The 12,465-nt window shown below is 71.7% G+C and carries 10 protein-coding genes; 5 read left to right on the top strand and 5 right to left on the bottom strand.

What is annotated here, in order from left to right; all coding sequences use genetic code 11:
- Positions 1-727: 727 nt before the first annotated feature.
- Together WFI00_RS12475 and WFI00_RS12470 are read right to left on the bottom strand one after the other, a co-directional pair.
- Entirely contained in the window at positions 728-2,413 is a 1,686-nt protein-coding gene (locus WFI00_RS12475; RefSeq protein WP_336632529.1) for a sensor histidine kinase, read from the bottom strand.
- On the bottom strand, positions 2,410-3,144 hold the full coding sequence (locus WFI00_RS12470; protein ID WP_336632530.1) for a response regulator transcription factor: 735 nt from the start codon (positions 3,142-3,144) through the stop codon (positions 2,410-2,412). The genes WFI00_RS12475 and WFI00_RS12470 overlap by 4 nt, the downstream gene beginning before the upstream one ends.
- A gap of 158 nt (positions 3,145-3,302) precedes the next feature.
- Here WFI00_RS12470 and WFI00_RS12465 point away from each other — a divergent pair, with 158 nt between their 5' ends.
- Positions 3,303-4,316, top strand: a complete 1,014-nt coding sequence (locus tag WFI00_RS12465) for a magnesium and cobalt transport protein CorA (RefSeq protein ID WP_336632531.1) — start codon at positions 3,303-3,305, stop codon at positions 4,314-4,316.
- 683 nt (positions 4,317-4,999) lie between these two features.
- Here the strand turns inward: WFI00_RS12465 and gndA are convergent.
- Positions 5,000-6,478: an NADP-dependent phosphogluconate dehydrogenase gene (gene gndA, locus WFI00_RS12460; RefSeq protein WP_336632532.1), complete on the bottom strand. Its 1,479-nt coding sequence runs from the start codon at positions 6,476-6,478 to the stop codon at positions 5,000-5,002.
- A gap of 28 nt (positions 6,479-6,506) precedes the next feature.
- Positions 6,507-7,448, bottom strand: a complete 942-nt coding sequence (locus tag WFI00_RS12455; protein ID WP_336632533.1) for an NAD(P)-dependent oxidoreductase — start codon at positions 7,446-7,448, stop codon at positions 6,507-6,509.
- A 114-nt stretch (positions 7,449-7,562) separates the two neighbouring features.
- On the opposite strand from WFI00_RS12455, the gene WFI00_RS12450 reads away from it, so the two are divergent.
- The 4 genes from WFI00_RS12450 (at position 7,563) to WFI00_RS12435 (ending at position 11,710) form a co-directional block, all read left to right on the top strand.
- Entirely contained in the window at positions 7,563-8,621 is a 1,059-nt protein-coding gene (locus WFI00_RS12450) for a D-2-hydroxyacid dehydrogenase (RefSeq protein WP_336632534.1), read from the top strand.
- 37 nt (positions 8,622-8,658) lie between these two features.
- Complete coding sequence (locus tag WFI00_RS12445) at positions 8,659-9,456, top strand: IclR family transcriptional regulator (protein WP_336632535.1); 798 nt, start codon at positions 8,659-8,661, stop codon at positions 9,454-9,456.
- Between the two features lie 95 nt (positions 9,457-9,551).
- Positions 9,552-10,973, top strand: a complete 1,422-nt coding sequence (locus tag WFI00_RS12440) for an MFS transporter (protein WP_336632536.1) — start codon at positions 9,552-9,554, stop codon at positions 10,971-10,973.
- Complete coding sequence (locus tag WFI00_RS12435; RefSeq protein WP_336632537.1) at positions 10,970-11,710, top strand: fumarylacetoacetate hydrolase family protein; 741 nt, start codon at positions 10,970-10,972, stop codon at positions 11,708-11,710. The genes WFI00_RS12440 and WFI00_RS12435 overlap by 4 nt, the downstream gene beginning before the upstream one ends.
- A gap of 12 nt (positions 11,711-11,722) precedes the next feature.
- Here the strand turns inward: WFI00_RS12435 and WFI00_RS12430 are convergent, their stop codons facing one another.
- Entirely contained in the window at positions 11,723-12,436 is a 714-nt protein-coding gene (locus tag WFI00_RS12430) for a FadR/GntR family transcriptional regulator (protein ID WP_336632538.1), read from the bottom strand.
- Positions 12,437-12,465: the final 29 nt, after the last annotated feature.

Here is a 12,465-nt window from a genome sequence, read left to right as displayed (position 1 = left end):
GGACGAACAGGTTGCTTGGTCGCTACCGATCCTCCGGGCCTCGACCCACCTCACCCCGTCACGCCACGCCCGAGCGCCTCACCCCACCCAGAATGCGCAGAGCCGCTTAAGCGGTCTGAGCAATCAGGTTCGGGGTCGCTAGTGGTCGCCTCAGCATGATCGAGGCGACCATACGCGACCCCGAACGTGCCCCCGGGCGACCATACGCGACCCCGAACCTGGCCGTGAGGCACGTACGGCGGGGGGAGACCCGCGTCACGTCGGTGCCGCGCTCCTCCGCATCCCTCGCGCTCGCCAGTCCCAGGCGCGACGGCTGACGAGTTCGGGGTCTCCCGTGGTCGCCACGTGTGAGTGGAAGCGACCACACGCGACCCCGAACCTGGGGTGCAGTGACCACACGCGACCCCGAACCTGCCCCCGTCAACCACACGCGACCCCGAACTGGGGAGGGGAGCGAAGCCACGACCCGATCCCGCTCCTAGATCAGGGTGCAGCCGTCGCCTCGCGCGGCGCTCCCGCAGCATGCATGGGCAGGTTCGGGGTCGCCTGTGGTCGCCACCTGGGACTGGAAGCGACCACACGCGACCCCGAACCCGCTCGGCGGCGACACCACGCGACCCGAAACCCGGGACGCGACCCCAAACCCGGGACGCGACCCCAAACCCGGAACGCAACCCGGACCCGGGGTCGAGAACCCCGAACCCGCCCCCACCCCGCACGACGAGGATCAGGATGCCGTGGGTGCGGCCACCACCGCCGGTGCGGCCGGTCGCGCCGGAAGCCTCACCTCGAAGACGGTCGATCCGGGCGTGCTCTGCACACCGATGGAGCCCTGATGGGCGGTCACGATGGCCTTCGCGATCGACAGCCCGAGTCCGGTGCCGCCGGTCTGGCGCGCGCGCGAGGCATCCGCTCGGGCGAACCGCTCGAACAGCTCACCGGCGACCGCGGGGTCGATACCGGGCCCGTCGTCCGCGATGCGGACCACGGCGTCGCCCTCGTCGATCGAGACGGTCGCGGTGACCTGCACTCCGGCGGGGGTGTGCACCCGCGCGTTGGTCAGGAGGTTCGCGATCACCTGATGCAGACGCCCGGCATCCCCGGCCACGACGACCGGTTCCTCGGGCACGTCGATCACCCACTCGTGATCGGGGCCGGCGATCTGCGCGTCGGTGACGGCGTCCACGACCACCCGCGACAGGTCCACCGATCCGTACACGAGCTCCTTGCCCTCGTCGAGCCGCGCGAGCAGCAGCAGATCCTCGACGAGGGTGGTCATCCGCAAGGATGCCGCCTGGATGCGCTCCAGGGCTTGCCGGGTCTGCTCCGCACGCGCCGCACGCCGCGAGGCATCCGCGGCATCCTCATCCGCGAGAACGGACCGGATGCCGGCCTCGCCGCCGACGGAAAGCGACCCCGAACCTGCAGCGGACGCGCCCAGCCCGATCGAACCCGAACCCGAATCCGCGCCCGCCGACTCCGCGCCCGCCGGTGCCCGTCCGCCGATCCCCCCGGAGTCGCGCCCGGACGCCGCATCCTGCGCGAGGGACTTCAGCGAGAGCTCCGAGTACCCGCGTATCGCGGCGAGGGGCGTGCGCAGCTCGTGGCTCGCATCGGCGACGAACGCGCGCATCCGCTCCTCGTTGCGCTGGCGTGCGGCGAGCGACTGGTCGACGTGGTCGAGCAGGGTGTTCAGCGCCGCGCCGACGGCGCCGATCTCGTCCGTGGGATCGGCCTCCGCGAGCGGGACGCGCTCGGTGATCGTGACGTCTCCGGATGCGAGGGGCTGCGCGGCGACGCGTGCGGCGGTCTCCGCGACGACGTGCAGCGGACGCAGCGAGCGCCCGATCACGAACGCGATGATGGCGGCGAGCACGAGCAGGCCGCCCGAGGTGAGCAGCGCCACGGTCGTGAGGATCTGGGCGATCTGCGCGGTCTGCTCGGTCGCCGGCAGCCCGAAGATCACGAATCCGTACCCGCGAAGCGACTTCGCCATGACCCGGTACTCGCCGAGGTCGAGGACGGGGAGGGTGGCGTATCCCGTCTTCTGCACACTGTCGACGATCGTGCTGATCTCGTCGGGCGAGAGGGCGACGACGCGGTCGTCATCTCCGACGTACGCCCCGCTCAGCCCGCTGAAGCTCTGGACGATGAGCAGAGCGCCGTCCTGCGGACGATCCGCGAGAAGCGCGGATGCCGTCATCTCGGGCTTGAAGGGGACTTCGGATGCCGCGGCGTTGATCTTGGAGTCGAGGCCCTCCGAGACGATCGAACGCAGCGCCGCCCCGGTCGCGAGCCCCACCGCGATGAGGATGAGCGCGACGAAGGACACGACGGTGACGATGAGCCGGGTCTGCAGGCTCCATCTCCGTCGTGCGCGCGCACCGGCCGGCGCGCCCGGCGCGGCGCTCACTGCGGTGCTTTGATCATGTAGCCGACGCCGCGGACGGTGTGGATGAGCGGCTCGCGTCCCGCGTCGATCTTCTTGCGCAGGTACGAGATGTACAGCTCGACGACGGATGACCGGCCGCCGAAGTCGTAGTTCCACACCCGGTCGAGGATCTGCGCCTTCGACACCACGCGGCGCTGGTTGCGCATGAGGAAGCGCAGCAGCTCGAACTCGGTCGCAGTCAGCTCGATCTCCGTCCCGGCGCGCTCCACCTCGTGCGAGTCCTCGTTGAGACTCAGCTCGCCCACGCGCAGCACCGGATCGGACCCGCCCGCCGTCGCCGTGCCGGCCCGGCGCATCAGGCCGCGCAGGCGTGCCACGACCTCCTCCAGGCTGAAGGGCTTCGTGACGTAGTCGTCGCCGCCCGCGGTGAGTCCGGCGACCCGGTCGGAGACCGAGTCCTTCGCGGTCAGGAACAGGACCGGCACGTCGTTTCCGGCGTGCCGCAGACGCTGCAGCACCGCCATCCCGTCGAGATCGGGCATCATCACGTCGAGGACGAGCGCGTCCGGGTCGAAGTCCCGGGCGACGTTCAGAGCGTCGAAGCCGGATCCCGCCGTGCGCACCTCCCACCCCTCCATGCGCAGCGCCATCGACAGCAGGTCGGTGAGCATCTGCTCATCGTCGACGACGAGGAGGCGCAGGGGAGACCCGTCGGGGCGACGGAGGGCGGGGCTGGCGACGGGAGCGGTCATGTCTCCATTGTCTGGCGTGTGCTGTGAGGGAGCTATGCCGCAGGTTATGTGCTCCCTATGAATCAGCCGATGGGCCTACCGAGCGGGCCGGGGGAGCGGCGGCGGCGCGGCGCGTCGGCGCGCCGGGCATCCATCGGAACGAGGCCTAGGGTGTCAGCATGTCCCAGCCGCATCTCGTCGTCTACGACGGGCACACCGCGCTTCCCACCGACCCCGATCCCGCCACCGCGTTGGCCGCGGCGCGTGCCGTCGGCGGCATGCTGTGGGTGACCCTCGAAGACCCGACCCCCGACGAGGTCGTCCGGCTCGGGACGGTCCTGGGGCTCGAGCCGCTGGGCGTCGCGTCGGTGCTGCGCACCCATCAGCGTTCGAAGCTCACTCGCGTCGGTGACCACCTGTTCGTCGTCGTGCAGCCCGCACAGTACGACGACGCGGCGGAGACGGTCGAGTGCCACGAGGTGGACATCTTCCTGGGCGACGACGTCTTCGTGGTGATCTCGGCCGACGGTGCGGTCGACCTCGAGGCGATGCGGGGGCTGCTCGACCAGCATCCGCATGTTCTGGATCGCGGGCCGTTCGGAGTGCTGTGGGGCGTCTTCGAGTACGTGACGCGGGGGTACCGCGACGTGCTCGACGGCATCGAGCACGACATCGACCAGATCGAGGAGGAGCTCTTCGCCGAGGACGAGGGCGTCTCGCGCCGCATCTTCGCGCTGCAGCGCGAGGTCATCGACCTCGGGCATGCCACATCGTCGCTGCCGGACGTGCTCGCCCGCATCCAGCGGATCGTCGAACGGCGCGAGAAGGTCGAGGATGCCCCGGCCTTCGGCGAGATCGCCGAGCGCGCCCGGTTCGTCGATCAGCGGGTGTCCGGGTTCCGATCGACGCTGGACAACGCGCTGACGATCCACTCGACGCTCGTCGATCAGCGCAGGAACGAGGCGATGCAGCGGATGACGGAGACCAGCATCCAGCAGAACGACCAGGTCAAGAAGATCTCGTCGTGGGCGGCGATCGGGTTCGCCCCGACGCTCGTCGCGGGCATCTACGGCATGAACTTCCAGTACATGCCGGAACTGGCATGGCCCTGGGGATATCCCTTCGCCCTCGGCCTGATGGTCGCCGTGAGCGCCGGGCTGTACGCGGTGTTCAAGTCGAAGGACTGGCTGTAGCCGAGCCCCGGGCGCCGCGTCGAGCCCCGGATGCCACGTCGAGCCCCGGATGCCACGTCGAGCCCCGGATGCCACGTCGAGCCCCGGATGCGGCATCGAGCCCCGGATGCGGCATCGAGACCGCGGGCGTCGTCCTGGGTCTCGACGTGCGGAGGCGGTCTCGTGTGATGTCCACGTCGAGACCGCGCGAGGGCGTCGAGACCATCCGCAGATGTCGAGGCCCAGCGGCAGGGTCGAGACCCCTATGCGGCATCGAGACCGCGGGCGTCGTCCTGGGTCTCGACGCGGGAAGGCGGTCTGGCGGGATGCCCGCGGCGAGACCGCGCGCGGGCTTCGAGACCCGGATGCCCTGTCGAGACCCGGATGCGGCGTCGAGACCGCGGGCGTCGTCCTGGGTCTCGACGTGCGGAGGCGGTCTCGCGTGATGTCCGCGTCGAGACCGCGCGCGGGCGTCGAGACCGGGATGCCACGTTGAGACCGGGACGCCCCGTCGAGACCGGGATGCGGCGTCGAGACCGCTGGCGTCGACATGGGTCTCGATGCACGGAGGCGGTCTCGTGGGATGTCCGCGGTGAGACCGCGCGGGGGTGGCGAGACCGCGCGGGGGCGGCGAGGCCCGACGCGGGGGGGACGGAGGGGCCGGACGCGAGGGCTGAACCCCCGGCATCCGGCCCCTCCGGGCGTCAGTGCGTGTCTTCGGCCTCGACCTCGGTGCGGTCGCCCGACCAGAGCGTGTGGAACGTGCCCGGCTTGTCGATGCGCTTGTAGGTGTGCGCTCCGAAGAAGTCGCGCTGGCCCTGGATGAGAGCCGCGGGAAGGCGCCGGGCGCGCAGCCCGTCGTAGTACGCGAGCGACGAGGAGAAGGCCGGAGCGGGGATGCCCGCGGTCGCGGCGATCCCGACGATGTCGCGCCACGCGTCCTGTGCGCGTCCGAGCGCCTCGACGAAGTACGGCGCCGTGAGCAGCACGGGCAGGTCGGCCTCGGCGGCGTAGGCATCCGCGATCCGGTTGAGGAACTGCGCGCGGATGATGCAGCCGCCGCGCCAGATCCGGCTGATGGCTCCGAGGTCGATGTTCCAGCCGTACTGCGCGGCGCCGGCGCGGATCTCGTCGAAGCCCTGCGAGTAGGCGACGATCTTCGAGGCGTAGAGGGCCAGGCGCACGCGCTCGACGAACGCGTCGGCGTCCTCGACGGTGAACGCGTCCTCCGCCGGTCCCGGCAGCGACCCGGAGACCTCGCGCTGCTCTCGGTGGCTGGAGAGCGACCGGGCGAACGTGGCCTCGGCGATGCCGGAGACGGGGACGCCGAGGTCGAGGGCGGTCTGGACCGTCCAGGCGCCGGTGCCCTTCGCGCCGGCCTCGTCGAGGATGACGTCGACGAGGGGGAGCCCCGTGGTGGCGTCGACCTGGCGCAGCACCTCGGCGGTGATCTCGATGAGGTAGGACTCGAGCTCGCCGCGGTTCCACTCGGCGAAGATGTCGGCGATCTCGGCCGGGGACTTGCCGGTGCCGCGACGGATGAGGTCGTACGCCTCGGCGATGAGCTGCATGTCGGCGTACTCGATGCCGTTGTGCACCATCTTCACGAAGTGACCGGCGCCGTCGTGTCCGACGTGCGTGACGCAGGGCTCGCCCTCGGCGACCGCGGCGATGGAGCGCAGGATCGGGCCGAGGGTCACCCAGGCCTCGTCCGGCCCGCCGGGCATGAGCGAGGGTCCGAGGAGTGCCCCCTCCTCGCCGCCCGAGACGCCCATGCCCACGAAGTTGAAGCCGCGCTCGCGGACGGCCTTCTCGCGGCGGATCGTGTCGGTGAAGAGGGAGTTGCCGCCGTCGATGATGATGTCGCCCGGCTCGAAGACGTCCATCAGGGAGTCGATCACGGCGTCGGTGGGTGCGCCCGCCTTCACCATGATGAGCGCCGTGCGCGGCTTCTGCAGCGACGCCGCGAACTCCTCGTACGAGAACGCGGGGATGAAGCCCGCCTCGGGGTGCTCGGCGACCAGCTCGTCGGTCTTCGACCGCGACCGGTTGTACACCGCCACCGTGTTCCCCTCGCGGCTGGCGAGGTTGCGGGCGAGGTTCGAGCCCATCACCGCCAAGCCGACGACGCCGATGTTGGCCGTGGCGGACGGGCTGGTCTCTGCGGTGGTCACTTCGGGCACGTCGAACTCCTCAGGTCTCGAACGGGATTCATCGTTCAGCGTAGTCCGCCGCGGCACCGGTCGTCGCCGCGTCCGCGGGGGCGCGGCGCTCGGCCGCCAGGCGCCGGGTGACGGAGATGTCGCGGTCGCCGAGCCCGCTGTCGACGATCTCCGCGAAGATGTCGCGGAGGGCGGGGACGAGCGCCGGGAGGACGCCGGTGTCGCGGGCGATGTCGGCGACGTACGCGAGGTCCTTGACCATGTACTTGGCGGCGCCCGAGGGCGAGTCGTCGCCGGCCACGAGCCGCTCCTGCCGGCTGGTCAGGAGCCGCGATCCGGCGTAGCCGCCGCCGAGGAGCGTCCACATCGCGTCGACGTCGAGGCCGGACCGTGCGGCGAGCTCGGTGGCCTCCCCGAGGGCGGTGATGGTCGCGGCGACCACCAGCTGGTTGCACGCCTTCGCCACCTCTCCCGCCCCGAGGGGGCCGAGATGCACGGGCGTGCCGCACGGGGACAGCGCCGCCGCCGCCCGGCGCGCGTCGGCATCCGCGCCGCCGATCATGATGGAGAGGGTGCCCGCTGTCGCACCGTCGACGCCGCCCGACACCGGGCAGTCGACGACGCGGACGCGTCCGTCGGTCTCGGCGCCCAGACGCTCGGCGAGGTCGCGGACACCGGTGGGCGAGGACGTCGATCCGATGAGCAGCAGCAGCTCGCCCTCGGCGGCGAGCAGCCCGTCGGCACCGCCCAGCACCGCGTCGAGCTCGGGCAGATCGGGGAGCATGGCGAGGATCACGTCGCTCTGCCGGGCGAGCTCGCGCGGCGTGTTCGCGACGATGGCTCCGGCGGCGACGAGGTCGGGGCGCGGCGAGCGGGAGAAGATCGACAGGCGACCGTGGGCGGCCAGCAGGTTCCGGGCCATCGGGGCACCCATGGCGCCCAGCCCGATCACGCCGAGGCGGGGCATCTCTTCATCGAGGAGCGGACTCATAGCGGACACCGTAGCGCACATTCATTGGGCCGGACAGTGTCCAGCTGACTGGACGTGGGATACTGTGGCCGAGGGCGCTGCCGCCCGTCTGCTGTCTCGATGGAGGGATCATCCATGTCGGAGAACACCCCCGCCCTGCGCGTCGTCGCCGCCGTTCCCCTGCGCGACGAGCTCTGCCGCCTGATCGAAAGGCTCGAGCCGCGCGTACAGGTCGTGAACGACCCGGACCTGCTGCCTCCGATGCGGGGTCCGGCGGACTGGTCGGGGGACCCGTCCTACCAGCGCACCACGGCCCAGCAGCGCGCCTTCGACGAGCTCGTCGACTCCGCGGATGCGCTGTTCGGGATCCCCGACGTCGATCCCGCCGCGCTGGCGCGCACGGCGGAGGCCAACCCGGGCCTGCGCTGGGTGATGACCACCGCGGCCGGCGGAGGGGCCCAGGTGCGCGCCGCGGGGCTGGATGCCGCGGCGCTGGAGCGAATCGTGTTCACGACGAGCGCCGGGGTACACGGCGGGCCGCTCGCCGAGTTCGCCGTCTTCGGCGTGATGGCCGGCGCGAAGGGACTGCCGCGTCTGCGCGCGGATCAGGATGCCCGGGAGTGGCCGGACCGCTGGGAGATGCGCCAGCTCGACGAGATGACCGTGCTCGTCGTGGGTCTCGGCGGCATCGGGGCGGAGTGCGCGCGGCGCTTCCACGCCCTCGGTGCGACGGTCTGGGGGACGACGCGCTCGGGCGCCCCCGTCGACGACGTCGACGTGCTCGTGCCGCTCGACCGGCTCGAGAGTGCGATGGCGGAGGTGGATGCCCTGGTCATCACCCTGCCCGGCACGGATCAGACCCACCACCTCATCGACGCGCGAGTCCTCGCCGCGGCCCGTCCGGGTCTCATCGTGGCGAGCGTCGGCCGCGGCACCGTGATCGACGAGAGCGCTCTGCTCGCCGCTCTGGACGACGGCACGGTCGCCTTCGCGGCGCTCGACGTCTTCGAGGTCGAGCCGCTGCCGCAGGACTCGCCCCTGTGGGCGCATCCGCGCGTGCTCGTCAGTCCGCACACGGCGGCGCTGAGCTCGCGCGAGGAGGAGCGCATCGCCCGACGCTTCGCCGCGGATGCGACGCGGCTGCTCGACGGCGAGCCGATGCGCGCCGTTGTCGATACGGTCGAGTTCTACTGATTCCACGCACCGCCCGTACGGGCGGGAGGGGGAGGGCATGACCGACGACATCGACGACCGCACCGGGCGCGATCCGGCTCCCGCCGTCACCCGCGGCATCCGCCTGCTGGGCCTGCTCGCCGACGCGCGGCGTCCGCTGAACCTCACGGAGCTCGCCGCCGGGCTCGGTCTCGCGAAGTCCTCCACGGCCAATCTGTGCCTCGCGCTGGAGGCGGCCCGCATGATCGAGCGGACGGCGCAGGGATACCGGCTCGGGCTGCGGGCCGCCGAGCTGGGCGGCGCCTTCGCCGCGCAGTTCAACCAGGTCCGCGAGTTCTACGCGGTGTGCGACTCCTCATCCGTGCTGGCGCCCGAGCTCGTCCAGGTCGCGATCCTCGACGGCGCCGACGCCCTCTACATCGCCCGTCACGAGGGATCGCGGTCGCTGCGGATCGGCACGCCGCTCGGCTCGCGCCTGCCGGCGGCGCTGTCGGCGACCGGTCGCGCGATGCTGTCCACGTTCTCGGATGCGGAGGTCACCGCGCTCCTCGGGCCGGGTGCGGTGTTCCCCGCCGCGACCGAGAACTCCACCCGCGACCTCGCCGGGCTCCTCGGCCGCCTCTCCGAGGCGCGGGCGCGCGGCTGGGCGCTGGATGCGGAGGAGTCGTTCCCGGGGATCGTGGGCGTCGCGGTGCCGCTCGAGGGCTGGGCGCCGGGGGATCCGCAGTTGGGCATCGGCGTCGGGATCCCGGTGGGGGAGGCGAGCGAGGAGCGGATCGCCGCCGTCGCGGCCGCACTGGGCGACGCCGCGCGGCAGCTGACGAACCCGTTCAGCGCCGCGGTACGCCAGGGTTAAGCCTCCTTCGTCCCGACGCTCGTTCAATGGGTTGTACTCGGGCCAACAGGTTGGTACGGTGATCTCACGCAGAACACCCGCGCCGATCGAAGGAGATGGCCGTGTCCGAGACCCGTTCCCCCGAGGTCACCGCCCTGGCGGATGACCCCGAGTACGCCGCGAACCTGCGCCGAGCCACGCTCGCCTCGAGCATCGGCAGCGCCCTGGAGTACTTCGACTTCGCGCTGTACGGGCTCTCGACCGCTCTGATCTTCAACGTGCTGTTCTTCTCGCAGGAGGACCCCGCGATGGCGACGGTCGCGGCCTTCGCGACGTTCGGCGTCGGCTTCGTCGCCCGGCCGTTCGGCGGCCTGTTCTTCGGCACCCTCGGCGACCGGCTCGGGCGCAAGTGGGTGCTCGTGATCACCATCCTGCTGATGGGCGGGGCATCCACCGCGATCGGCCTCCTCCCGACCTACGAGCAGATCGGGCTGTGGGCGCCCGCGCTCCTCGTGCTCATGCGACTGCTGCAGGGGTTCGGCGCCGGCGCCGAACAGGCCGGTGCCACCGTGCTCATGGCCGAGTACGCCCCGGTGAAGCGGCGCGGCTTCTTCTCGGCGCTGCCGTTCATCGGCATCCAGGCCGGGACGCTCCTGGCGGCCGTCGTGTTCGCGCTCATCTCCCTCCTCCCCGAGGAGCAGCTGCTCTCGTGGGGCTGGCGCGTGCCCTTCCTCGCCTCGTTCCTGCTGATCATCGTCGCGCTGTTCATCCGGATGCGGCTTCGCGAGACCCCGACCTTCATCGAGCTGGAGAAGCACGAGCAGATCGCCGAGCGCCCGATCCGCGAGATCTTCACGCGCGGTCTTCCGACGGTGATCGTCGGCATCGGGCTGCGCATGGCGGAGAACGGCGGCTCCTACATGTTCAGCACGCTCGCCCTGACGTTCTTCGTCGCCACCATGGGCGGCACGGCCGACCGGGGCCTGCTCACGTGGGGCGTGACCCTCGGATCGCTCATCGGCATCTTCTCGGTCCCCCTCGCCGGCGCCCTCTCCGACCGCTTCGGACGGCGCACCGTCTACCGCGCCGGCGCCGTCTTCATGCTCCTGTACACCTTCCCCGCGTGGTGGATGCTGACCCTCGGGAGCTATCCGCTCGCGATCGCCGTCATCGCCGTGGGCATCGGCGTCGCGGTCAACACGATGCTCGGCGCCCAGTGCGCGATGCTGCCCGAGCTGTTCGGCAACCGCCACCGGTACCTGGGCGTCGCCATGGCGCGGGAGATCTCCGCCGTCCTGGCCGGGGGAGCGGCCGGTGTGCTCGGCGCGTACCTCATCGCGGTGAGCGGGGGCAACTGGGTGCTGCTCGCGATCTACATGACCGTGCTCGCACTCATCACGACCGCCTCGACCTTCCTCGTCCCCGAGACGCTGCGGCGCGACCTCACGCGCACGGACGACGCCGTCAAGGTGTCGCGGGAGGAGGCGGGGCCCGGCGTCTCGTCGACCACCGTCACGATCCGCACCGTGGAGTGGTGAGCGTGCTCGTCGGGCGAGCACGCACCGCCGACGGCGTGCGCGACGTGCGCTGGAGCGCGGACGGTCCCGTGCCGATCGAGTCGCCTCTCGCGGCGTTCGCGGCGGGGCGCGCGGCGCAGGACGTCGGGGACCCGATCCCGGGTGCGGTCCTCGTCGCGCCCGTCGCGCCGACCCTGCTGATCGGGATCGCGCAGAACGGGCCGGGGCACGCGTCGCCGGTCCAGGCGTGGCTGAAGAGCCCTCGCACGATCGTGCCGAGCGGGACGGCCGTGCGGCTTCGGCGGGATGCCGGGACACCCGTCGCCGAGGGCGAGATCGCGGTGGTCCTCGGGCGCGATGCGCGCGACCTGACGGCGGAGAACGCGCACGAGTACGTGTGGGGCGTGACCGCGGTGAACGATCTGTCGAGTCCTGACCGCAACGACGCCGACCCGCGCAACTTCGAATCGAAGTCGGGTGCGGGCTACACCCCCCTCGGCCCATGGATCGACACCGAGGCGGACATCGGGACGGTCCCCCTCGCGCTGAGGATCGACGGTCGGCTGCGGGGCGAGACGACCGCGGCGGCCCTCCCTGTCGCGATCGCGGAGTGCCTCGCCTACCTCGCCGGCTGGACGCCGCTCGGGCCCGGCGACGTCGTGATGACGGGCGCGCCCTTCACGCACGTGCCGATCGAGCCCGGCCAGCGCGTCGAGGTGGCGGTGGGTGCGGTGCGTCTGATCACGCCGACGCTGTAGCCGCGCGCCGACTCACGTCGGCTCGACCTCCCGCGCCACCAGGACCAGGTGCTCGCGGGCCGCGTGCTCGGCCGCCTCCGCATCGCCGCGGAAGATCGCCTGAGCCGTGCGGACGTGGGCCTCGAGGGTTCCCACGCGCGGCATGCTCGGGGTGAGCCCCCGCATCGATCGGCCGCGGAGGACTTCGGCGATGGGCTCGGTCAGCTGCGCGAAGAGGGTGTTCCCGCTCGATTCCAGCAGGAGCGAGTGATAGCTGATGTCGGCGGCGAGATACTCGGCTCCGGCGCCCTGGCCTCGTCCGCCGAGGGTGCTCAGCTCGTCCGCCCAGCGCACCAGCTCGGCGCGCTGGGCGTTGGTGGCGCGCAGCGCGGCGAGCCGGGCGGCGAGCGGCTCCACCGCCGTGCGCAGCTGAGTGAGCTCCAGAAGCGTCTCACCGCGGTAGGGACCGTCCAGCATCCATTCGATGACGGTGACGTCGAGGTTGTCCCACTCCGACCGCGGCAGGACGACGAGACCCACCCGCCGGCGGGACGCGATGAGGCCGTGCGCCTCCAGGACGCGCGCCGACTCGCGCGCGACGGTCCGCGACACCTGGAACTCGGCCTCGACCTCGGCGAGCGTCAGCACGTCGCCCACCGCGAGGGTGCCGCTCGTGATGCGCCGGCCCAGCGCATCGACGACGGGTGTGTGGGAGACCGGCGCGGGGGCCGCTGTGCGCGTTGTCACGATGCCCATCCTGTCACCCGGCGATCCAT

Origin of the sequence: Microbacterium sp. MMO-56 (assembly GCF_037146215.1) — a bacterium.
Classification (GTDB): Bacteria; Actinomycetota; Actinomycetes; order Actinomycetales; family Microbacteriaceae; genus Microbacterium.
Note: the sequence above shows the minus strand (reverse complement) of the source record. Positions and strands in the feature narration are given on the sequence as shown.